The organism is Mesorhizobium sp. P2_A12 (assembly GCF_056405075.1).
The window spans coordinates 37,048-57,950 of record NZ_JBFUCU010000015.1; the positions used below are offsets into that span (position 1 = coordinate 37,048).

General features: G+C 61.0%; 22 protein-coding genes. 19 read left to right on the top strand and 3 right to left on the bottom strand.

The features are described from left to right. The gene (locus AC1DZU_RS26375) at positions 1 to 621 is read right to left on the bottom strand and encodes a ZinT/AdcA family metal-binding protein (RefSeq protein ID WP_477289609.1); all 621 of its coding nucleotides are present in this window, start codon (positions 619 to 621) and stop codon (positions 1 to 3) included. On the opposite strand from AC1DZU_RS26375, the gene AC1DZU_RS26380 reads away from it, so the two are divergent. From AC1DZU_RS26380 to AC1DZU_RS26445, 14 genes are all read left to right on the top strand, one after another. After that, positions 593 to 991, top strand: coding sequence for a hypothetical protein (locus tag AC1DZU_RS26380; protein ID WP_477289740.1), 399 nt, complete (start codon positions 593 to 595; stop codon positions 989 to 991). The genes AC1DZU_RS26375 and AC1DZU_RS26380 overlap by 29 nt on opposite strands. Then, on the top strand, positions 982 to 1,371 hold the full coding sequence (locus AC1DZU_RS26385; RefSeq protein ID WP_477289610.1) for a hypothetical protein: 390 nt from the start codon (positions 982 to 984) through the stop codon (positions 1,369 to 1,371). The genes AC1DZU_RS26380 and AC1DZU_RS26385 overlap by 10 nt, the downstream gene beginning before the upstream one ends. 655 nt (positions 1,372 to 2,026) lie before the next feature. Then, the gene (locus AC1DZU_RS26390; RefSeq protein WP_477289611.1) at positions 2,027 to 4,057 is read left to right on the top strand and encodes a conjugal transfer protein TraG; all 2,031 of its coding nucleotides are present in this window, start codon (positions 2,027 to 2,029) and stop codon (positions 4,055 to 4,057) included. Between the two features lie 118 nt (positions 4,058 to 4,175). Next, positions 4,176 to 4,589, top strand: coding sequence for a CopG family transcriptional regulator (locus AC1DZU_RS26395; RefSeq protein ID WP_027033450.1), 414 nt, complete (start codon positions 4,176 to 4,178; stop codon positions 4,587 to 4,589). After that, positions 4,586 to 5,554 carry a P-type conjugative transfer ATPase TrbB gene (gene trbB, locus AC1DZU_RS26400; RefSeq protein ID WP_477289612.1) on the top strand — a complete coding sequence of 323 codons (969 nt, stop codon included), beginning with the start codon at positions 4,586 to 4,588 and terminating at the stop codon, positions 5,552 to 5,554. The genes AC1DZU_RS26395 and trbB overlap by 4 nt, the downstream gene beginning before the upstream one ends. A gap of 11 nt (positions 5,555 to 5,565) precedes the next feature. Next, entirely contained in the window at positions 5,566 to 5,874 is a 309-nt protein-coding gene (locus tag AC1DZU_RS26405) for a TrbC/VirB2 family type IV secretion system protein (RefSeq protein WP_010914020.1), read from the top strand. Next, positions 5,874 to 6,146, top strand: a complete 273-nt coding sequence (locus tag AC1DZU_RS26410) for a VirB3 family type IV secretion system protein (RefSeq protein WP_006329217.1) — start codon at positions 5,874 to 5,876, stop codon at positions 6,144 to 6,146. Before AC1DZU_RS26405 ends, AC1DZU_RS26410 begins: the two co-directional genes overlap by 1 nt. Beyond that, positions 6,140 to 8,590 carry a conjugal transfer protein TrbE gene (gene trbE / locus AC1DZU_RS26415; protein ID WP_477289613.1) on the top strand — a complete coding sequence of 817 codons (2,451 nt, stop codon included), beginning with the start codon at positions 6,140 to 6,142 and terminating at the stop codon, positions 8,588 to 8,590. The genes AC1DZU_RS26410 and trbE overlap by 7 nt, the downstream gene beginning before the upstream one ends. Further along, positions 8,587 to 9,312, top strand: coding sequence for a P-type conjugative transfer protein TrbJ (gene trbJ / locus AC1DZU_RS26420; protein WP_477289614.1), 726 nt, complete (start codon positions 8,587 to 8,589; stop codon positions 9,310 to 9,312). Before trbE ends, trbJ begins: the two co-directional genes overlap by 4 nt. Positions 9,313 to 9,343: 31 nt before the next feature. Beyond that, positions 9,344 to 10,666 (top strand): P-type conjugative transfer protein TrbL, encoded by a 1,323-nt coding sequence (gene trbL / locus AC1DZU_RS26425; RefSeq protein ID WP_477289615.1) that lies wholly within the window; start codon positions 9,344 to 9,346, stop codon positions 10,664 to 10,666. After that, positions 10,667 to 11,392 carry a conjugal transfer protein TrbF gene (gene trbF / locus AC1DZU_RS26430; protein ID WP_010914023.1) on the top strand — a complete coding sequence of 242 codons (726 nt, stop codon included), beginning with the start codon at positions 10,667 to 10,669 and terminating at the stop codon, positions 11,390 to 11,392. It abuts the gene before it with no gap. Beyond that, positions 11,389 to 12,417, top strand: a complete 1,029-nt coding sequence (trbG, locus tag AC1DZU_RS26435; RefSeq protein WP_477289616.1) for a P-type conjugative transfer protein TrbG — start codon at positions 11,389 to 11,391, stop codon at positions 12,415 to 12,417. Before trbF ends, trbG begins: the two co-directional genes overlap by 4 nt. A gap of 11 nt (positions 12,418 to 12,428) precedes the next feature. After that, the gene (locus AC1DZU_RS26440) at positions 12,429 to 13,643 is read left to right on the top strand and encodes a TraB/TrbI/VirB10 family type IV secretion system protein (protein WP_477289617.1); all 1,215 of its coding nucleotides are present in this window, start codon (positions 12,429 to 12,431) and stop codon (positions 13,641 to 13,643) included. A 12-nt stretch (positions 13,644 to 13,655) separates the two neighbouring features. Continuing rightward, positions 13,656 to 13,928, top strand: a complete 273-nt coding sequence (locus AC1DZU_RS26445) for a DUF2274 domain-containing protein (RefSeq protein ID WP_027033457.1) — start codon at positions 13,656 to 13,658, stop codon at positions 13,926 to 13,928. A 536-nt stretch (positions 13,929 to 14,464) separates the two neighbouring features. Here the strand turns inward: AC1DZU_RS26445 and hemN are convergent. Continuing rightward, the gene (gene hemN / locus AC1DZU_RS26450) at positions 14,465 to 15,814 is read right to left on the bottom strand and encodes an oxygen-independent coproporphyrinogen III oxidase (RefSeq protein ID WP_477289618.1); all 1,350 of its coding nucleotides are present in this window, start codon (positions 15,812 to 15,814) and stop codon (positions 14,465 to 14,467) included. Between the two features lie 157 nt (positions 15,815 to 15,971). On the opposite strand from hemN, the gene AC1DZU_RS26455 reads away from it, so the two are divergent. Continuing rightward, complete coding sequence (locus AC1DZU_RS26455; protein ID WP_477289619.1) at positions 15,972 to 16,727, top strand: Crp/Fnr family transcriptional regulator; 756 nt, start codon at positions 15,972 to 15,974, stop codon at positions 16,725 to 16,727. Between the two features lie 3 nt (positions 16,728 to 16,730). Here AC1DZU_RS26455 and AC1DZU_RS26460 read toward each other — a convergent pair whose 3' ends face one another. Continuing rightward, positions 16,731 to 17,270 (bottom strand): hemerythrin domain-containing protein, encoded by a 540-nt coding sequence (locus AC1DZU_RS26460; RefSeq protein WP_477289737.1) that lies wholly within the window; start codon positions 17,268 to 17,270, stop codon positions 16,731 to 16,733. A 129-nt stretch (positions 17,271 to 17,399) separates the two neighbouring features. Here AC1DZU_RS26460 and ccoN point away from each other — a divergent pair, with 129 nt between their 5' ends. The 4 genes from ccoN to ccoP are packed head-to-tail and all read left to right on the top strand — an operon-like array spanning position 17,400 to position 20,779. Beyond that, on the top strand, positions 17,400 to 19,010 hold the full coding sequence (gene ccoN, locus AC1DZU_RS26465) for a cytochrome-c oxidase, cbb3-type subunit I (RefSeq protein WP_477289620.1): 1,611 nt from the start codon (positions 17,400 to 17,402) through the stop codon (positions 19,008 to 19,010). Between the two features lie 11 nt (positions 19,011 to 19,021). Further along, the gene (gene ccoO / locus AC1DZU_RS26470; protein ID WP_477289621.1) at positions 19,022 to 19,753 is read left to right on the top strand and encodes a cytochrome-c oxidase, cbb3-type subunit II; all 732 of its coding nucleotides are present in this window, start codon (positions 19,022 to 19,024) and stop codon (positions 19,751 to 19,753) included. Positions 19,754 to 19,763: 10 nt separating this feature from the next. Further along, positions 19,764 to 19,913 (top strand): CcoQ/FixQ family Cbb3-type cytochrome c oxidase assembly chaperone, encoded by a 150-nt coding sequence (locus AC1DZU_RS26475; protein WP_027033462.1) that lies wholly within the window; start codon positions 19,764 to 19,766, stop codon positions 19,911 to 19,913. Between the two features lie 2 nt (positions 19,914 to 19,915). Beyond that, entirely contained in the window at positions 19,916 to 20,779 is an 864-nt protein-coding gene (gene ccoP / locus AC1DZU_RS26480) for a cytochrome-c oxidase, cbb3-type subunit III (protein WP_477289622.1), read from the top strand. The last annotated feature ends 124 nt before the right edge of the window (positions 20,780 to 20,903 follow it).

The following is a 20,903-nucleotide window of genomic DNA, read 5'->3' on the forward strand; positions in this document are numbered from 1 at the left end:
TCAGCCAAACAAGTGTGAGGGGGCCAAGGCGACACCGAAGCGAAATTTGACGCCCATGCGGTTTCCTTTCGTCGAGGTCAGGATTTCACAGCCGTCGCCGGCGTAGCAGGCCTCAAGCGGCTTCCCGCCCTCGAAGAAAGCCACGGTGTCGCATCGATCGTGATCCGCTCGAATTGGTGCGATAGCCGATCTCGTAGTAGGCGCGTACTCATCTGCGCTCTGGTCGCCGCTCTCCGCCTTATAAGCCATGACTGGATCGAGCGTTCCATCGTCAGGAAGGGATAGACCAACTGCCAATCCCGGACCCAAATTCGACAGGGCGCGCTGCTTGATCTGGTCGTCCTCAAATGTAGATCGGCTGGACCGCGGGATCGTGGCTATATGCGTGATCTTTCTCAGCTGCTTGATCGTGGATCTTGCCGCTCCCGCCGACGGCCACGATGTGGAAGGGCTTGCCCTCCACGGCGATCTCGCCGTTCCTGGTGAACGATCCCGCCGACACGATATAGGGCTTGAGGGTCGGTCACGACGATGTTGTCCCCTGCCGCGGCGATGCACGGCCGTGCCCGTCCATCGAATAGAGGTCGTGAGCTTGAGCGAGTTGGCGATCTTGCCAGCCACGAAGCTTGGCGTTCTGGTGACGCTCAACAAGGCGACCGCAGCAATGGAACGTGCTGCCGGAGAAGCCGAATCCGTTGAGGCGGGCGGCAAGCTGCGGCCGCGCGTGCAAATCTGTATGGTCAGGGAACTATTGAAGGGCAGAAAGCCCACGCTTCCACCTGTCTATGACATTGTCTCTGCCGCTGCCGCCCGGCAGGTGGCCGCCGCGGTTGCCAACGCGACAGGAAATACGGGACCCGCCGTCCTTCAAATATTCCATCGCCGGCAGCGGACAGAAAGCCACGAACGATCAGTCGCCGACACCTGTGAACAAGCCGTGTGCGACATTGCAATCATCCATTTATTGGCTCAACTGCCCACATGGCCGTGAATGAACTGGATTTGTTGGTTTTCCAGATGGCAGTGGAAAGCGTCCGCTCACTCTGCTTGAGCTTCAATGACAAAGCGGCGGAAATAGCCGCGAGGAGCCGCGGAAACCTGCTTTTCGACGTGCGGATCGATGATGACGCCGAGATCCAACGGCTCGCAGCCATCCGATATCGAGGCGGCCAGATTGGTGTGCTGGCGTTGGACAGACAAGGCCTTATTAGCCGCTACTGCGTCGTCAACGGTACCTTCTCCCGCTTCATTGCACCGTTGGAGAATTGGACCAGCATGCCGATGTCAATGCAGGCCAAAATCGATGTCACTCACGATGCCGGCCTCTTCCTAGGCGCGTTGCGAAATGCCGGTCATATGCTTGGCAACTAGCGCTGGCGGAACGCATCTGTGGATCTTTGCATCCGCCTGGGCGTTTGAGCCGGCGGCTCATCGAGGTTCTGCAGCGCGCGGATGTGCCACGGCCGGAGTGATAGCCGCCTCTGCCCAACAGATCGCCGGCGAGGGCTTGTCGGACAATGAATGTCGTCAATTCACCGTCCGAGAAATGGTGTCTGGCTCACAAGAAGCACAGCGAATTGAGACTGAAACGCAGTCCAGCTGGGAAACCCAGCGCGAAGGCCGGAAGGTAACGATAGAGGCAACGGGAAGGCGCCTTCCACTTATAAGGCAGCGCCCAATATGTCGGTACTCGCCTGAGGAATTCCCATGGCGGGCAGGGCTACCTCGCGATCCGATCTCGATAGGCTTGTTGTACCTCGGACCGGACTCGATGTTCAGAATTTCCTCAGCGGCTTGCCCGCACGCCACCGCCAGCTCGCCGACCACGTGCTCACGATAGGCACGACCGATATGAGTCCCCTCCGACTTAGCAGTCCTCGGGAATGCGCGAATATTGATACACCTCGAAGGAGAGCAACGGCGCGCCAAACAGCCTCTCATCGCACCAAGTCGTACATAGGGCGCATTCCTGTTCCGGCCGTCCCGGGCGATGCTCGATCCATCTTCAGAACAGCGGAGCAAGCCAGTGACGCCCACGAAGCTTCTGATTGGGCAGATCGCCATTGTGTTCGCCATCGTTCTCCTCGGCGTGTGGGCTGCCACGCAATGGTGCGCTCATATGCTAGCCTTTCAGGAACAACTCGGCGCGCCATGGTTTGTCGCGGCTGGCTGGCCGATCTACGAGCCGTGGAAACTGTTGGAATGGTGGTTCCAATTCGATGCCTATGCGCCCGAGGTATTCGACAAGGCGGGCATGCTTGCGGGCACCAGTGGATTCATGGGCTGTGCCGCTGCGATCGCTGGTTCCCTCTGGCGCGCGCGCCAGCGCGGCTTGGTCACCACCTATGGCTCCTCTCGATGGGCGGCGACGCGGGAGATCGAGAAAGCAGGGCTGTTTCAGCCGGCAGGCGTCTTCCTCGGCAAACTGAAGGACCGGTATCTGCGTCATGACGGGCCTGAGCACGTCATGGCCTTTGCGCCGACACGTTCCGGCAAGGGCGTCGGACTGGTTGTCCCAACCCTTCTCTCCTGGTCCGGCTCGGCCGTCATTCACGACATCAAAGGCGAGAACTGGCAGCTGAGCTCCGGCTGGCGGTCGAGGTTCTCGCATTGCCTTTTGTTCAATCCGACTGATCCGCGATCGGCCCGCTACAACCCGCTGCTGGAGGTACGCAAAGGTTCGGACGAGATTCGCGATGTCCAAAACATCGCCGACATTCTAGTCGATCCGGAAGGCGCGCTGGAGCGGCGGAATCATTGGGAGAAGACCAGTCATTCACTCCTCGTCGGCGCTATCTTGCACGTGCTCTACGCCGAAGAGGAAAAGACTCTTGCCCGCGTCGCCACCTTTCTGTCGGACCCGCAACGCTCGTTTGCCGCGACTTTGCGGCGAATGATGACGACCAACCATCTCGGCTCGGCCAATAAGCCTCAGGTCCATCCCGTCGTGGCCTCGGCGGCACGAGAGGTGTTGAACAAATCGGAGAACGAACGTTCAGGCGTCCTCTCGACCGCCATGTCTTTTCTCGGCCTCTACCGTGATCCGACCGTGGCGGCGGTAACATCGGACTGCGATTGGCGCATTGCCGATCTGATGGATGCGGAGTGGCCGATGTCGCTCTATCTGGTCGTGCCGCCATCGGACATCTCGCGCACCAAGCCCTTGGTGCGACTGATCCTGAACCAGATCGGCAGGCGGCTGACGGAGCGCCTCGAGGGTGACCCAAAGAAGAGCCGCAAGCATCAACTGCTGATGATGCTGGATGAGTTTCCGGCGCTCGGTCGCCTCGACTTCTTTGAGACCGCGCTCGCGTTTATGGCCGGTTACGGAATTCGTGCCTACTTGATCGCGCAATCGTTGAACCAGATCTCCAAAGCGTATGGCGACAACAACGCCATTCTGGACAACTGCCATTTGCGAATTGCCTTTTCCTCCAATGATGAGCGCACGGCCAAGCGAATCTCGGACGCGCTTGGCACGGCCACGGAACTCAGATCCATGCGCAACTATGCGGGCCACCGGCTGGCACCTTGGCTCTCGCATGTCATGGTGAGCCGCCAGGAAACCGCCCGCCCGCTGCTGACACCGGGCGAGGTGATGCAATTGCCGCCCGCGGACGAACTGGTGCTGGTTTCGGGATTGCCCCCCATCCGGGCCAAAAAGCTGCGATACTATGAGGATCACAATTTCACCGAGCGGGTGCTGCCTTCGCCGGTGTTGCGCGACGGACCCTACGCGGACTGCCCGATGTGGCGGCCGGACGATTGGACTGGGCAAGTACGCGGCGTCGACCGTCGTCTTGCGTCCGACGATGAAAGCGCTGGCGCCGCGCTTGCGGACGAGGGAGGTGTTCAGCAGCAGCGCCATCCTGGCCTACCCGAAGAACATACCGCCGTCACCCAGGAACCGGACCAGGACGATCTGTCCAGACCCGCAGACGATGATAGCGAGGCGATGGCGGACAAGCGCGTCATGGACCGGATCTCCACCGTCGCAGGTGCCTATGGCATCAACGAGGGAAGGGGCGATGATAAGGATATCGTCCCCGGCTTCTGAACGCTTTCCACAGCTCGGGCGTATCTCAGCGTAGATAACGGCCGTAAGCAATTTTGGGCATCTCGATAATGCTTGTTCCGCCGCCGGCCCGCCAGCGCCGGCCAGTTGGAACAAGCGCATGAAGCCCCACCGCATTCGTCACCAGTTTCTGCTCGAACCGGAATTGAGCGAGAAGCTGGACAACCTCAGCCGCGATCCCTCGACCACAAAATCCGCGGTCGTCGCGAAGGCCGTAGAAGCTTTCATCGAGCGGCGTGGCGAGAATGAACTCGATCGGCGCTATGGCATGAGGCTGGACCGTCTTTCCCGCGACCTCAGTCACGTCAGGCGCGATGTCGACATGACATTGGAAAGCTTGGCGCTCTTCATCCGCTTTTCGATCACGCTTCATGCCCACACGCCTGTTCCGGACAAGGCGACGCAGGCGATTGCCCAGGAGCGTTTCGACAAATTCGTCGAGCAGGTCGGTCGCCAGATCGCATCGGGGAAACGCTCGCTTGGCAAAGACAATGGCGGAGGAGGGGAAGGATGAGCGCTCATCCAGAGGCCGACCACCGACGCCGTGCCATGCTGCGCACCGCCATGGGTCCGACGATCACTGAGGCGCTGGCCGATCCATTGGTCATCGAGGTGATGGTCAATCCCGATGGTGCGCTGCGGCTCGACCGGCTGGGAGAAGGCCGAATCGATACGGCCGTGCATATGCATCCTTCCGAGGCGGAACGCATCATCCGCCTGGTCGCTTCCCACGTGCGTGCCGAGGCGCATGCGGACAATCCGATTGTCAGCGCCGAATTGCCATCGGGCGAACGCTTCGAGGGACTGCTGCCGCCTGTCGTGCTGGCGCCTTGCTTTGCCATCCGCAAACCAGCCGCAAAGCTCTACACGCTGGCCAACTATGTTGCGGATCGCATCATGTTGCCGCTGCAGGCCGATGCGTTGATAAAGGCAGTCCGAGAACGGCGCAACATACTTGTCGCCGGAGGCACGTCGTCGGGTAAGACGACGCTTGCCAATGCGCTGCTGGCCGAAGTCGCCGAATGCGACGAGCGAGTGATCCTCATCGAGGACACCCGCGAACTGCAATGCGCAGCAAAGGACTGCGTTGCCCTGAGAACCAGGCGGGGCTCGGTCACACTCGCCGATCTCGTGCGCTCGACGCTCCGGCTCCGCCCCGACCGCATCATCGTCGGTGAAGTCAGGGGCGCGGAAGCGCTGGACATGCTCAAGGCATGGAACACCGGGCACCCCGGCGGCATCGCCACGGTTCATGCCAATTCGGCGCGCTCTGCCCTCTATCGCATCGAGCAGCTTGCACAGGAAGCTGTCGTCACCGTGCCGCGCCGCCTCATCGCCAATGCCATCGATCTCATCGTCTTCATCGCGGGGCGCGGCTCGTCGCGCCGCATCGATGCAATCGCTGAGGTCACAGGTCTCGACGGCAGCGGCGACTACGCCGTCACCCCACTCACGCCTCCGCAACTCCAGCAACTCTGAAAGGCCCCCTTATGCGCAAGAAGCTCCGCTTTCTATCGTTTGCCGCGCTCGCGTTTCTTCTCACAGTTCCGGCGCACGCTGCCGGCTCCGGCATGCCTTGGGAACAGCCGCTGCAGCAGATCCTGGAATCGGTGCAGGGACCGGTCGCCAAAATCGTCGCGGTGATCATCATCATCACCACCGGCCTGACCCTTGCCTTCGGCGATACTGCAGGCGGTTTCCGCCGGCTGATTCAGATCGTCTTCGGCCTGTCGATCGCCTTCGCCGCATCGAGCTTCTTCCTCTCGTTCTTCTCTTTCGGCGGCGGGGCGCTCGTCTGATGGCCGCCGGAGTGCAACATATCGAGGGCTTCGAGGTTCCCGTTCACCGGGCATTGACTGAACCGATCCTGCTGGGCGGCGCGCCGCGGGCGGTGGCGATCCTCAACGGCACTGTGGCTGCGGCCATCGGACTAGGCTTGCAGCAATGGATTGCCGGGCTAGTGCTCTGGCTTGGCGGCCACACGCTCGCGGTCTTTGCCGCAAGGCGCGATCCCGACTTTGCCAGCGTGCTTGTCCGTCACCTTCGCCTGAGGGGATGGCTCGCATGCTGAACCTTTCGGAATATCGCGGCAAGGCCGACCGGCTTGCCGACCATCTGCCCTGGGCGGCACTGGTGGCGCCCGGCATCGTGCTCAACAAGGACGGCAGCGTTCAGCGGACTCTTCGGTTTCGCGGGCCCGATCTGGAAAGCTCGACCGAAGCCGAACTCATCGGCATCTGCGCCCGGGCCAACAATGCGCTTAGACGCCTTGGCTCCGGCTGGACATTGTTTTTCGAGGCCGAGCGCATCGAAGCGCTGGGCTATCCTTCCTCGCGTTTCCCGGACGCGGCGTCATGGCTGGTTGATGAAGAACGGCGCGCTGCCTTCGAAGGCAAGGTCGCGCATTTCGAGAGCCGCTATCACCTCACCTTGCTGTCCATGCCGCCACCGGACGCCCAGGCGCGGGCGGAAAGCGCGCTCGTCGACTCGCATCATTCAGAAGGCGAACGAGACTGGCGCCAGGAGATGGCGCGGTTCCGTGACGAGACCGACCGTGTGCTGGATCTTCTGTCGGGCTTCATGCCCGAAGTGCGTCTGCTCGATGACGCCGAGACGCTGACATACCTGCACGACACGATCTCGACCCGCCGCCATCCGGTCGCCGTGCCGGAAACGCCGATGTATCTGGACGGCATCCTGGTCGATGTGCCGCTTACCGGCGGCTTGGAGCCGATGCTGGGTGAGCAACATCTTCGCACACTTACCATCCTCGGCTTTCCGAACCTCACCCGGCCCGGAATCCTCGATGCCCTCAATCATCAGGATTTCGCCTATCGCTGGATGACGCGCTTCATTCCGCTCGACAAGACCGAGGCCACCAAGACGCTGACCCGCTTGCGCCGGCAGTGGTTTGCCAAGCGCAAATCGATCGTCGCAATCCTGCGCGAGGTTGTAAGCAACGAACCCGTTCCGCTCGTCGACAGCGACGCCGACAATAAGGCGCTCGACGCCGATGAAGCACTCCAGGCGTTGGGCGGCGATCATGTCGGCTTCGGGTATCTCACTGCAACGGTGACGGTATGGGACGAGGATCGCCAAGCCGCCGCTGAGAAACTTCGCGCGGTCGAGCGCATCATCAATGGGCTCGGGTTCACCACCATCCGCGAAAGCGTCAATGCGGTCGAAGCCTGGCTCGGCTCGCTGCCGGGTCATGTCTATGCCAACGTTCGTCAGCCGCTCGTTCACACGCTGAACCTTGCCCATCTCATGCCGCTTTCCTCGGTGTGGGCCGGTCCTGCGGCGAACGAGCATCTGGCTGAAGTCACTGGACGTGAGGCCCCGCCGCTCCTCATCGCCGAAACCAGCGGGTCGACTCCGTTCCGGCTTTCTTCTCATGTCGAAGATGTCGGCCACATGCTGATCGTTGGACCGACCGGCGCCGGAAAATCGGTGCTGCTTGCCCTGATCGCCCTGCAGTTTCGTCGCTATGCCGGCGCGCAGGTCTATGTCTTCGACAAAGGCAATTCGGCGCGCGCGGCAACGCTCGCCATGGGTGGAGAGCATCATGTCTTGGGTTCGGACGGTGCGCTTGCCTTCCAGCCACTGCGCAATATCGGTGATCAGGGTAGGCGCAGCTGGGCAGCTGAATGGATCGCCGGCCTGATTGCCCATGAGCACGTCACCCTCACGCCGGAGGTGAAGGAGGCGATCTGGTCGGCGCTCAACAGCCTCGCCACCGCGCCGGCGCAGGAGCGCACGCTGACCGGTCTGTCGGTCCTGCTTCAGTCCAATGCACTGAAGTCCGCCTTAATGCCCTACACGCTCGACGGTCCCTTCGGCCGATTGCTCGATGCCGATGACGATCGGCTGGCCTTGTCGGATGTGCAGTGCTTCGAGACCGAGGAGCTGATGCATAGCCAAAGCGCTGTGCTGCCTGTGCTCACCTATCTCTTCCATCGCCTTGAGGAGCGGTTCGACGGGCGACCGACGCTGCTCATGCTCGATGAGGCCTGGGTCTATCTCGACAATCCGCTTTTTGCTGCCCGCATCCGCGAATGGCTGAAGGTGCTGCGAAAGAAGAACGTATCGGTGATCTTCGCCACGCAGTCGCTTGCCGACATCGCCGGCTCTGCAATAGCGCCGGCGATCATCGAGAGCTGCCCACAGCGCATTTTTCTCCCCAATGATCGTGCCGTGGAACCGCAGGCACGGACTGCCTATGAGCGCTTCGGTCTCAACAACCGGCAGATTGAACTGATCGCCCGGGCCACGCCGAAGCGGCACTACTATTTGCAGTCGCGCTGCGGCAACCGTCTCTTCGAGCTCGGGCTCGGCCCCATCGCGCTTGCACTTTGCGGCGCCTCGGGTCCAGCCGCGCAAAGCCTGATCGACAGGGTCCTGTCCGAGCACGGGCAGGACAGCTTTGTCTTTCGCTTCCTCGGCGCCCGCGGCCTCGATTGGGGGGCCGAGCTTCTCCAGCAATTCCCTCAACCAACCAAGGAGCAATCGTCATGATGCGGCGCCGCTTTCTCTCGGGCCTGATCACCCTTTCGTTGATCGCCAAGCCGATGGCCGACTACGTGCAGCCGGCCTACGCGCTCATCGTGTTCGATCCGTCGAACTACGCACAGAACGTGCTCACGGCGGCGCGCTCGCTGGAGCAGATCAACAACCAGATCCAGTCGCTCCAGAACCAGGCGACCGTGCTGCAGAACATGGCACGCAATCTTCAGAGTCTGGATTTTTCTTCCGTGGGTCAGCTTACCGGCTCGCTCCAACGGATCGACGGTCTGATGGACCAGGCAAGTGGCCTGAGCTTTGATCTCAACAAGCTTCAGGACCAGTGGCGTAATCAATATCCGGAAAGCTACGACGCCACGATCAAGGTCAGCGATGTAGCGAGCGCCGCACGTGACCGCTGGCAAAGCGCAATGCAGGCATTCCGTCAGACCATGGGTGTTCAGTCGCAGATCGTCGAGAATGTTCGCGGTGATGGCGACCTGCTTGCCGATCTCGTCAACCGCAGCCAAGGCGCGGCCGGTGCGCTTCAGGCAAGTCAGGCCACTAACCAGCTCCTTGCGCTTTCGACCAAGCAGCAGATGCAGATCCAGACGCTGCTCGCAACGCAGTTCCGCGCTGAGGCCGAGGATGCGGCGCGCAAGGCGCAGTCCGAGGAGGCCGCGCGCGAGACGACAAAGCGCTTCCTCGGCACAGGCACGGCCTATCCCAGCAACTGATCACCAATCTCTTGACGACGAGGAGGGCGGCATGAACGACCTTGGGGTCATTGATCGCTTCATGGAGACCTTCATCCGCTACATCGATAGCGGGTTCGGCCTGCTCTCGGGCGATGTCGCCTTCCTTACCACGACCCTGATCGGCATCGACGTCACACTTGCCGGCCTCGCCTGGGCATTCGGCGGCGAACCCAACATATTCGGCCGGCTCATCCGCAAAGTGCTCTATGTCGGCGTCTTTGCCTTCATCCTGAACAATTTCAAGAACCTCGCCGACATCATCTATCGGTCCTTCGCTGGCCTCGGCATCAATGCGTCCTCAGGCAATCTCTCCGCCGACAATCTCCTGCATCCGGGCCGCATTGCCGCAACCGGTTTCGAGGGCGCCTGGCCGCTTCTCGATCAGGCAAGCCAGCTTCTCGGCTTCCCAGAAATCTTCGGCAACGCGCTCACCATCTTCGTGCTGCTCGTGGCCTGGTTCCTGGTCATCATCGCCTTCTTCATCCTCTCCATCCAACTCTTCATCACCATCCTCGAATTCAAACTCACCACTCTGGCCGGATTCATTCTTGTGCCCTTCGCGCTTTGGAACCGGTCAGCGTTTCTCGCCGAGCGCGTGCTCGGCAATGTCATCTCGTCGGGCATCAAGGTGATGGTGTTGGCCGTCATCATCGGCATCGGCTCCACGCTCTTTGGCGAGTTCGCTTCCGCGCTGCAAGGCAAGGAGCCGGATCTGGCCGCCGCCATGTCACAGGTCCTGGGCGCCTTGGCGCTCCTTGGTCTCGGCATTTTCGGACCTGGGATAGCCTCCGGTCTTGTCTCGGGCGCGCCGCAGCTTGGCGCGGGCGCCGCACTTGGAACCACGGCAGCCGCAGCCGGTGCATCGCTCGTTGCCGCAGGCGCAGCATTTGCCGGCGCGCGCACGGCAACCGGCAGCGGTCTCACCGCACTCCGTGCCGGCACGACCATGGGGTCAGCGGCTTCTACGGCCTGGCAGATCGGGCGCGCAACATCGCCCCAGTCCGGCCTGTCCGGTGTAGCTGCTGGAATGCATGGTGTGACCAGCGTCGCCGGCGGCGCCGCAATGCGGGCGGCACGATCTGCCGCAGGAGGCTTGGGGCGCAGCGTTGATGCCGGGCGCGAAGCTGCCTGGACCGCGACCGGTGGTGCGCCGACCGCATCCATGACCGGAAGCCCTACTGGTCCGGTCGCTGATGCCGCGCCCGGCTGGGCCAGGCGCCTGCGTTCCGAACAGACAGCCCGTGCCCACCGTCACACCGCCATGCAGGCCGTCCGTGAAGGCGACAGGCCGGGAGGCAGCGCCAATCCCTCTCTCAACGACAAGGACGACTAAATGCTATTCAAGCGACCCATTCAACGTTACGGCAAGACGCCCGAGCCGGTCACGCCGTATCAGAAGGCCGCGCAGCTCTGGGACGAGCGCATAGGCTCATCTCGAGTGCAGGCCCGCAACTGGCGGTTCATGGCTCTTGGCTGTCTGACCTTGGCGGCCGGACTTTCCGGCGGACTCGTGTGGCAGTCGATGCAGAGCCGCGTCGTGCCTTACGTCGTCGAGGTCGACGGCTTCGGCGAGGCACGCGCCGTTGCGCCGGCAATCCGGGACTACGAGCCCTCCGATGCCCAGATCGCGTGGCATCTCGGCCGCTTCATTCAGAATGTCCGTTCCGTTTCCACCGATCCGGTGCTGGTGCGGCAGAACTGGCTTTCGGCCTATGACTTCGCCACCGACCGCGCGGCGCTCTTTCTCAACGAGTACGCCAAGGCGAACGATCCTTTCGGCCAGATCGGCACACGCAGCGTGTCGGTGCAAGTGACCAGCGTGGTCAGGGCTTCCGACAGCTCGTTCCAGGTCAAATGGGCCGAGCAGGTTTTTGAGCGCGGCAGCCTTGCCAGCACGACGCGCTGGACCGCGATCCTCACCATCGTGATCCGCCCGCCAAGCAATACTGACCAACTGCGCAACAACCCGCTCGGCGTCTTCATCAATGCGATCGACTGGTCGCGCGAGCTCGACAGTGCTGCGCCGACGTCCGTTTCCCCAAAAGGAGTCCACCAATGAAGAATAGAATGTCGTCGGTCCGTGCCGTGCTGATCCTGTCGGCCTCTACAGCAGTCCTCTCCGCCTGCGCGTCGAAGCCGGTACCGCCGCCTGAGATTTCCTATGATGCTGCCGATTTCAAACCAGCCGCAATCGAGAAGCCGCCGGAGAAGCCGGTCAAGATAGTCGAGGTGCCAAAGCCGCTGCCGCTACCCGGTCAGTTACAGCCCAATCCGGGCAGGGTGGCCGAAGACAAGCGCTCTCCTGAAGAACGGGTCTCCGATGCCAATAAAGCAGCGACGCAGCAACCTACCAGGTATGGGTACATGAATGCGGTTCAGGTTTATCCATTCGCCGATGGCGCGCTCTATCAGCTCTACGCCGCACCGGAGCGCGTCACCGATATCGCACTCCAGCCGGGCGAGAAGCTAACAGCCGTGTCGGCCGGCGACACGGTGCGTTGGGTGATCGGCGATACCGTCAGCGGCACCGGTGACAATCAGCGCACCCATGTGCTGGTAAAACCCTTCGCGCCGGGGCTTACCACCAATCTGGTGATCACCACGGAACGACGCACCTACCATTTGCAGCTTCAAAGCACCGAGAAAACCTCGATGGCGGCGATCTCTTGGACCTATAGCGAGGACCAGATCATCGCGCTACGCCAGCGCAACGCTCAAGCCGAGGGTGCCATGCCGGTAGCTTCGAATGTGGCGCTCGAGAATATCCGCTTTCGGTATTCAATCACCGGCGACACACCACCCTGGAGGCCGACGCGCGCTTTCGACGATGGCAGCAAGGTCTATATCGAATTCCCCCGTCGCATTGATCAGGGTGAAGCGCCTCCTCTCTTCATCGTCGGCGCCGATGGCAATGACCAGCTCGTCAACTTCCGTATGCGCGGCAACTATTACATCGTCGATCGCCTCTTTGCTGCCGCCGAACTGCGCCTCGGCGCCAAACAGCAGCAAGTGGTGCGCATCACCAGGACTGACGGCCGGCAACCGCCGCGGCGGATTCCGCTCTTTGCGCGGCCCAGCAGGTGAGGGGAGCGCTCATGACCGATACTTCCCGATCCGATGCGCCGCCGAAACTCGATCCCGAGCAGCTGCAATTGCGAGCCTCGCCCCGCCGCGCTGTCCGATTCAGGCGCGGTGTGATCGTCGCCATCGCTGCAGTCGGATCCGGTGCCATTCTGGGCGTCACGATGATGGCGCTTCAAGGACCGGCATGGCGTATCAAGCACCAGGCAGAGGACCGCTATAACACCGAGCGCAAGCCACCCGCCGAGGGACTAGAAGTGCTTCCCAAGGACTATACCGGGATCATGCCGAAGGCCCCTGTGCTCGGACCGCCACTGCCCGGCGACCTCGGTCGCCCCATCCTTGAACGCCAACGTCAGCTCGGCATCGCGCCAGGGCAGGATATCTCCGCCGAGGAGCAGCGCCTTGCCCAGCAAGCAATTGAGGCGCGCGAGTCGCAAGTCTTGTTCCGGATCGACAATCGACCCAGACAGACAGATGTCGCCGGCGGCGGGCCGAGTGCGCAGCAGCCGTCTGAGGCGCTTCCGCAATCCGGAGCGACGCGCGCGTCAGCTTCCGTTGCCCCAGCCGAGGGTGACCAGAACAACCAACAGCGCAAGCTCGATTTTATCAGTCAGCGAAACACAAGCGGGATCTACAATCCGCATGCGCTGCAGACCCCGGCCTCGCCCTACCAACTGATGGCCGGCAGCGTGATCGCGGCCAGTCTCGTCACCGGCATAAATTCCGACTTGCCTGGCCTTGTCGTCGCGCAGGTCACCGAGAATGTGCTCGACACAGTCACCGGCAGCATTGTGCTCATTCCGCAAGGCTCACGCCTCATCGGCACTTATGACAGCGTCGTGGCTTTTGGGCAGAGGCGCGCATTGCTGGTCTGGCAGCGAATAATCCTGCCCGACGGTTCCTCGATCGAAATCGACAATCTGCCAGCGACGGATACTGCCGGCTATGCTGGGCTTGAAGACAAGGTCGATTTTCACACCTGGCAGCTGATCAAGGGAGTTGCTCTAGCGACGCTACTGGGCGTTGGTACCGAGTTGAGCTTTGGGGAAAACGAAAGCGACCTAGTTAAGGCAATCCGGGAATCCACTCAGCAAAACATCAGTCAAGCCGGCCAGCGCATCACCGAAAAGAACCTGAATATTCAACCCACCATTATCGTCCGCCCCGGTTGGCCCCTACGCGTGATTGTACACAAGGATCTTGTGCTGCGCCCATATCCGACTTGAACAGGAGTAATCATGGCAGATCTGAAACTTGGAAAGCTTCCAGACCGGACACCTTCGAAGATGACCATCACCGTTAGCGCGGACCTGAACCAAGCACTCAAGGACTATGCGGCGCTTTACCGCCAGACCTATGGCGAGTCTGAAACGGTAGCGGAACTCATACCTTTCATGCTGGCAGGGTTTTTGGAAGGTGACAGAGCGTTTGCCAAGGCCAGAAAGGAAAGCTTGCCTGCCGCCGGCATGTCAGAGAAATCGCGACGCGTGTCAGGTTCAGATTCCGAGTAATCGAAGCATAAAGTTGGTCAATTGGCGCAGCCGCCCGGGTGCCTAATTTCCCGGCGGTCGCGGCCTACCAATCCGTCATGTAAGGCCTATGCGCGAACTTCGAGCAGCTCGAGGTCACGTAAGTGCCTGGGCGGCCCGGAAACCGCGAACAGGCGCAGGGCGTGCTAGCCGCACTGATGCATGGTTTCAGACACGTGGGAACGCCGTGCGGTTGTTACTCAGAATGAGCTCATCTCAAAAGGGCATTCAAGAGCCGCAGCGCTGAGTAGCGGAAGCCGCAATGGGTGCGTCGCTGACATTCAGTGAAAGACTGGGCCGAACAATCCAACCTGCTTGGGCGGATACGAAGTGGAGCCCTGCCTGCAGGGTTAAGGCGGGTCCCAGCCCTCTGCCATGCGACCCCCTTTGGGAAATACCCGCGTCGTCACAGCATCGTAAAGTGGCGCCATATGCACTATCGAATTGTTAGCTGCTGGTTTCGGCGGTTTTGAGGAGGTTCGCGATTGACTGAAGACGCTGACGTTCGTCTGTGGCACTCAGACTGCCACTGAGTGCCTGGCCGTTCCACTTTCGAAATATTTGTCGAACTTCGCTGCAATGCTCCTTACAAAGGGACGACATTCCGCCGATACGACGTAACTGTCACCTTGGAGTTCAAGCGGTCGAGCAGGGTCGCCAATGGCGATGGAGCTTGCTTGGAAAAGAAGCTTTTGTCCGGCTTCCCCGAAGCGTTCCACCAGATCGACTGCTGAAAAACCGAAATCGCACATCAAGCGCTCGATGATCCAGCCGCGAACACGGTCATCTTCGGAAAACGCGATGCCGCGGACCGCGGCCAGATGTCCCCCCTCGACCATGCGTCCATATTCGGCTGTCGACGGCATGTTCTGCGAATAGCCCTGTCGAAACCGGCTGATCGATGACGGCCCGAGCCCGATCAGTGTTTCGCAGCGATCCTCGGTGTAGCCCTGGAAATTGCGGCGGATTGTTCCCGCGCGAGCCGAGACTGCAAGCGCATCATCCGGCTTGGCGAAATGGTCTATTCCAATTGCCTCGTATCCGGCGCCCATCATCAGACGGGCGGCAATTTGCCACTGAGCGAACCGTTCGGCCGGACCCGGCAACCATGCCTCGTCGATCATAGTCTGATGCTTCTTGAACCAGGGCACATGCGCGTAGCCGAACAGCGCCATCCGGTCCGGCTCCAGAGTCAGCGCCTGCGCCACGGTGGAACAGACGCTCTCCCTGGTCTGATGCGGCAGGCCGTAAAGCAAATCGAGGTTCACGGACCCCACGACGCGAGAGCGAATGCCGTCGACAACCGCCTTGGTCTGCAAAAAGCTCTGCTCGCGGTTGATCGCCTTCTGCACCTTCGGATCGAAATCCTGAACGCCGAGGCTCGCCCGCGCCATGCCGATCTCGGCAAGTGTATCAAGGCGGGCTTCGTCCATGTCGTTGGGTTCGATTTCGACGCTGATCTTCGCATCGGCAAGAAAATCGAAGCTATCCCGCAGGACAGTTCCCAAGGCTATCATATCCTCGGGCTTCAGCATGGTCGGCGAGCCGCCGCCGAAATGCACGGCGCGGACATGGGCCTTGCCCCCGACAAGACCGGCGACAGTCGCGATCTCCGCGTGGAGCGAGCGGAGATACGAAGCCACCGGCTCGTAGCGGCGGGTCTGCTTTGTATGGCACGCACAGAACCAGCACAGCCGGTCGCAATAAGGGATGTGCAGGTAGAGCGAGACCTCGTCACCGCTTTCGAGCGCCTTCAACCAGCTTCGATAGACATCAGCGTCGACGCCATGATGGAAATGCGGCGCGGTCGGGTAACTGGTATAACGCGGGACGTTCTCGCCAAGCCTGGCAGCTAATTCCGGTCTCATTTGGTGGTCCGCCGTTTTTGCCTGGCCGGAAGTCTGGACGCGTCGAAGAGCCAATGCCCTGATTTCGGTCAGCCTCCAGCACGGACAAACTGCCGCAAGGATTTCTCTGCCATCGCTTGCTATCCTGTCGAAACTTGGGATCGGTAGCGCGAGCGTAATGACAGTACGGCAAGACATTCACAGTTCCGGCATTCCCGTTCTTTGCCTGTCTTGCGCAGCACGACATCGCGGCGTCTGCGGTGCGCTCGATCCAAACCATTTGGTTGGGCTCGCCAAAACTTCGTCGCGGCACAAGATCGAGCCGGGGGTCGAACTGATCACCGACGCCGAGGCCGTCGACAGCTATTCAAACTTGCTTTCAGGCGTTGTGAAGCTGACGAAGTGCCTTTCGGACGGCCGCCAGCAGATTGTCGGTCTTCGGTTCGCACCGGATTTTCTGGGACGGCCCTTCAAGGTGAAAAGCACGATCAATGTGGAAGCGGCAACCTCCGTCTCGCTGTGCTCGTTTCCGAAGGCGGCCGTTGAACGGATAATGAAGGAATCACCGGGACTCGAGCATCGCCTGCTCAAGCAGACGCTGGACGAACTCGACGAGGCACTTGAATGGATGGTGACTCTCGGGCGCAAGACCGCACCGGAGAAGGTGGCGAGCTTTCTCCTCATGATCGCCCAGAATATGGATTCCAGTATCGACCCGGCGGCTGGGTCGGCATGCTTCGATCTGCCGCTGACACGTGCCGACATCTCTGATTTCCTTGGACTGACGAACGAGACCGTGAGCCGCCAGCTTACGCGATTGCGGGCTGACGGCGTGATCCGGATCGAGAACAAACGCCATGTAACGGTCGACAGCATGAGCCGGCTGGAGCAGCGCTGCGGCGGCCGAGGCGCGCGGCAACCGGCCTTTGAATGAGACCTAAGCGTCGGGGCCTTCGTCGCTTATTACGATCCGCGGCAGGACATGCTCGCGTTCGAAAGCGATGTGTCGCCGCAAGCCTTCGAAGAAGCCGCGTAGCATGAATCCGACAGCTTCCGCGCTCTCTATCGGATCACCATGACCGATCGCTAGGAGCGTTTCGGCCACCTCGCCAGCGAAGCATTGATCCTCAAGGTGCTCGATGCGCAACCGGCTGGTAGAGGCAAGTTTGGCCTCGGCCGGGGTCAAGTGCGCCTCATACGCAGGGAAAATCACCCTCTCCTCAAACCCATGAATGTCACGGAGCAGCGGAACGATCTTCTTGGCCGTTCCAAGACATTTGAGGCGGTCGACGTTCGGCAGTGCATCGGCAATGCTTTCCAGCGAGAAGCAGAGCTCCAGCTTTTCCCGATGGGCAAGCTTCATGACCTCGCCCGGAATCGCCTCTGCGCCGGCCTGGCGCGAGAAAGCCGCACTTGTCCATGAGCGGGTTGGCCCGTGCTGCGTTTCCTTGTTCAAATCGCCACCTTCTGATTGCACCGAACTCGATGCTGCCCGAAGCAAAATCGTGCGGCTCTGACATGGATCAGGGCGAGCAGGCGGCAACTACGGAATTAATGCACCGCGGATTTGGCGTCCGCGCATTGGAATCCTGGTCGGGGACATGTCATGAAATTCGGCACGGAGATCGTCGTTCTAAGCCTGTTTGCTTTTGCGGCCCTGGTGGCTGCCGGCTTCGGCGTAGAAGGACCTTTTCGCCAGCATATGGGGGTTTTGTTCGTCGCCGTGGCTGGCTTTACCGCGATCCTGCTGCGCAACACAGATTTCAAGCCGGCGGCTCCGGTCGACACCTCCGCCTACATGGATGGCCCGATCCGCTACGGAGCCATTGCAACGGTATTCTGGGGCGTCGTCGGCATGCTCGTCGGTGTGATCATTGCCCTGCAGCTGGCATACCCTCACCTCAACATCCAACCCTGGTTCAATTTCGGCCGGCTGCGGCCGCTGCACACATCCGGCGTCGTCTTTGCTTTCGGCGGCAACGCTTTGCTTTGCACGTCTTTCTATGTCGTGCAGCGCACGTGCCGCGCCCGGCTGTTTGGCGGCAAACTGGCCTGGTTTGTGTTCTGGGGTTACCAGCTGTTCATCGTCATGGCCGCGACCGGCTACCTGCTCGGCATCACCGAAGCCCGCGAATACGCCGAACCCGAATGGTATGTGGATCTCTGGCTGACCATCGTCTGGGTCGCCTATCTCATCCTGTTCCTCGGCACGATCCTGAAGCGCAAGGAACCGCATATCTACGTCGCCAACTGGTTCTACCTGTCCTTCATCGTGACAATCGCGATGCTGCATGTGGTCAACAATCTGTCGATGCCGGCGTCGTTCCTGGGCTCGAAGAGCTACTCCGCCTTCTCCGGCGTCCAGGACGCCTTGACGCAATGGTGGTATGGCCACAACGCCGTCGGTTTCTTCCTCACCGCCGGGTTCCTCGGCATGATGTATTACTTCGTGCCCAAGCAGGCGAACCGGCCGGTCTATTCCTACCGCCTGTCGATCGTCCACTTCTGGGCGATCATCTTTCTCTACATCTGGGCCGGCCCGCACCACCTGCATTACACCGCCTTACCCGACTGGGCGCAGACGCTCGGCATGGCGTTCTCGATCATGCTGTGGATGCCGTCATGGGGCGGTATGATCAATGGCCTGATGACGCTGTCTGGCGCCTGGGACAAGCTGCGCACCGATCCGATCATCCGCATGATGGTGATGGCAGTCGCCTTCTACGGCATGTCGACCTTCGAAGGCCCGATTATGTCGATCAAGACGGTCAATTCGCTGTCGCACTACACGGACTGGACCATCGGCCATGTCCATTCCGGCGCGCTCGGCTGGGTTGGCATGATCTCGTTCGGCGCAATCTACTACATGGTGCCGAAACTGTGGAACCGTGAACGTCTCTATTCGCTGCGGCTCGTCACCTGGCACTTCTGGCTGGCGACGCTCGGAATCGTCGTCTACGCCGCGGTGATGTGGGTTTCCGGCATCATGCAGGGCTTGATGTGGCGCGAATACGACGAGCAGGGTTTCCTCGTCTACTCCTTCGCCGAAACCGTCGCCGCCATGCATCCCTTCTACGTCATGCGCGCCATCGGCGGTGCGATGTACCTCACCGGCGCCCTGCTCATGGCCTGGAACGTGACCATGACCATTCTTGGCCACCAGCGCGAAGAGCAACCAATGCCAGGTTCCGAGCCCGCCCTCCGGCCTGCCGAATAGGGAGCCAGACAATGGGCTTGATGGACAAACACGCGATCATCGAGAAGAACGCCACGCTTCTTCTCGTTGGCTCTCTTCTTGTCGTGACCGTCGGCGGCATCGTCGAGATTGCGCCGCTCTTCTATCTCGACAACACGATCGAGAAAGTCGAAGGCATGCGGCCCTACTCGCCACTGGAACTCGCCGGACGCAACATCTATGTGCGCGAGGGCTGCTACCTCTGCCACAGCCAGATGATCAGGCCTTTCCGGGACGAGGTCGAGCGCTATGGTCATTACAGCCTGGCGGCCGAGTCGATGTACGATCATCCATTCCAATGGGGATCAAAGCGAACCGGGCCGGATCTGGCCCGGGTCGGCGACCGCTACTCGAACACGTGGCATGTGCAGCATCTGTCCGATCCGCGATCGGTGGTGCCGGAATCGATCATGCCGGGCTATGCCTTTCTCAAGGACACGCCGATCGAGGTGAAGGACTTCTCGACGCATCTGGTTGCGAACAGGCGCGTTGGCGTCCCCTACTCCGACGACATGATCGCGAACGCCAACGCCGATTTGATGGCGCAGGCCGATCCCAACGCCGACACATCCGGCCTCTTGGCCCGCTATCCGAAAGCGAAGGTCGGTGATCTGGACGGCAATCCGCAGCAGGTGACCGAGATGGATGCCCTCGTCGCCTATCTGCAAATGCTGGGAACACTGGTCGATTTCAAGACCTATGACGATGCAGCCGGCTACCGCTGAGGGGGACGCAATGAGCTATAATTTGATGCGGGAATTCGCGGACAGCTGGGGTCTGCTTGCCATGGCGCTCTTCTTCGTCGGCTGCATTGCCTTTGCCTTGCGTCCCGGCGGCAAAACACAGGCCGATCAAGCCGCCCAGATTCCACTCAAGGACGACTGATCATGAGCAGCGAGCATATCGATGAAGTCTCGGGCATCTCAACGACCGGTCATGAATGGGACGGGATAAGGGAACTCAACAACCCATTGCCCCGATGGTGGGTGATAACCTTCTACATCACCGTCGCTTGGGCGGTGGCTTATACAATTGCGTATCCGGCTTGGCCGATGCTGTCTTCCGCGACCAAGGGTGTGCTTGGCTATTCCAGCCGCAACGCTGTCAAGATTGAGCTGGCGGCTGCCGAAGCCGCCAAGGGCAAATATGTCGCGGCCATCCAGCAGAAGACCGTATCCGAGATTGCAGCCGACGACGGGCTGCGTGAATTCGCGGTAGCGGCCGGCGGAGCTACCTTCAAGGTCAATTGCGTGCAATGCCACGGCTCGGGCGCCCAAGGGTCGAAGGGCTTTCCAAACCTGAACGACGATGACTGGCTGTGGGGCGGCACGACCGAGCAGATCCAGCAAACGATCGCGCACGGCATCCGTTTCGCATCCGACCCGGATACTCGGCAGTCGGAAATGCCCCCCTTCGGTGACATCATCACGCCCGAACAGATCGCACAGGTCGGCGCCTATGTCGCCAGCCTCTCGGGCAAGGTCCAGGATGCAAGCCTGGTCGAGCCCGGCGCCAAGGTATTCGCGGAAAACTGCGTCGCCTGTCATGGCGATAATGCGAAAGGCAACAAAGAGCTTGGCGCGCCCAATCTGACCGATGCGATCTGGCTCTACGCACCCGGCGAGACAGCCATCGCCGTCCAAGTCCGCGCGCCGAAGCACGGTGTCATGCCGGCCTGGATCGGGCGTCTCGGCGAGACGAAGGTTAAGGAACTTGCGGTTTATGTCCATTCGCTTGGCGGCGGAGAATAGGAACGGAAGCCTATTCTCGGCCCTCCCCGCCAAGCGACGGGGCCCGGCACGAGTCGGGCCCCGACACCATTCCGGCATGCGGCGATTGACCTGCAGCAAGGCGGCGCGGCCCACACGGCGAAGC

Coding starts and splice junctions, on each gene's coding strand:
- AC1DZU_RS26455 (WP_477289619.1), top strand. CDS start 15,972: ATGACAGTACGGCAAGACATTCACAGTTCCGGCATTCCCGTTCTTTGC.
- trbG (WP_477289616.1), top strand. CDS start 11,389: ATGAAGAATAGAATGTCGTCGGTCCGTGCCGTGCTGATCCTGTCGGCC.
- trbB (WP_477289612.1), top strand. CDS start 4,586: ATGAGCGCTCATCCAGAGGCCGACCACCGACGCCGTGCCATGCTGCGC.
- trbJ (WP_477289614.1), top strand. CDS start 8,587: ATGATGCGGCGCCGCTTTCTCTCGGGCCTGATCACCCTTTCGTTGATC.
- trbF (WP_010914023.1), top strand. CDS start 10,667: ATGCTATTCAAGCGACCCATTCAACGTTACGGCAAGACGCCCGAGCCG.
- ccoN (WP_477289620.1), top strand. CDS start 17,400: ATGAAATTCGGCACGGAGATCGTCGTTCTAAGCCTGTTTGCTTTTGCG.
- trbL (WP_477289615.1), top strand. CDS start 9,344: ATGAACGACCTTGGGGTCATTGATCGCTTCATGGAGACCTTCATCCGC.
- AC1DZU_RS26395 (WP_027033450.1), top strand. CDS start 4,176: ATGAAGCCCCACCGCATTCGTCACCAGTTTCTGCTCGAACCGGAATTG.
- ccoP (WP_477289622.1), top strand. CDS start 19,916: ATGAGCAGCGAGCATATCGATGAAGTCTCGGGCATCTCAACGACCGGT.
- trbE (WP_477289613.1), top strand. CDS start 6,140: ATGCTGAACCTTTCGGAATATCGCGGCAAGGCCGACCGGCTTGCCGAC.
- hemN (WP_477289618.1), bottom strand. CDS start 15,814: ATGAGACCGGAATTAGCTGCCAGGCTTGGCGAGAACGTCCCGCGTTAT.
- AC1DZU_RS26405 (WP_010914020.1), top strand. CDS start 5,566: ATGCGCAAGAAGCTCCGCTTTCTATCGTTTGCCGCGCTCGCGTTTCTT.
- ccoO (WP_477289621.1), top strand. CDS start 19,022: ATGGGCTTGATGGACAAACACGCGATCATCGAGAAGAACGCCACGCTT.
- AC1DZU_RS26440 (WP_477289617.1), top strand. CDS start 12,429: ATGACCGATACTTCCCGATCCGATGCGCCGCCGAAACTCGATCCCGAG.
- AC1DZU_RS26445 (WP_027033457.1), top strand. CDS start 13,656: ATGGCAGATCTGAAACTTGGAAAGCTTCCAGACCGGACACCTTCGAAG.
- AC1DZU_RS26475 (WP_027033462.1), top strand. CDS start 19,764: ATGAGCTATAATTTGATGCGGGAATTCGCGGACAGCTGGGGTCTGCTT.
- AC1DZU_RS26385 (WP_477289610.1), top strand. CDS start 982: ATGGCCGTGAATGAACTGGATTTGTTGGTTTTCCAGATGGCAGTGGAA.
- AC1DZU_RS26410 (WP_006329217.1), top strand. CDS start 5,874: ATGGCCGCCGGAGTGCAACATATCGAGGGCTTCGAGGTTCCCGTTCAC.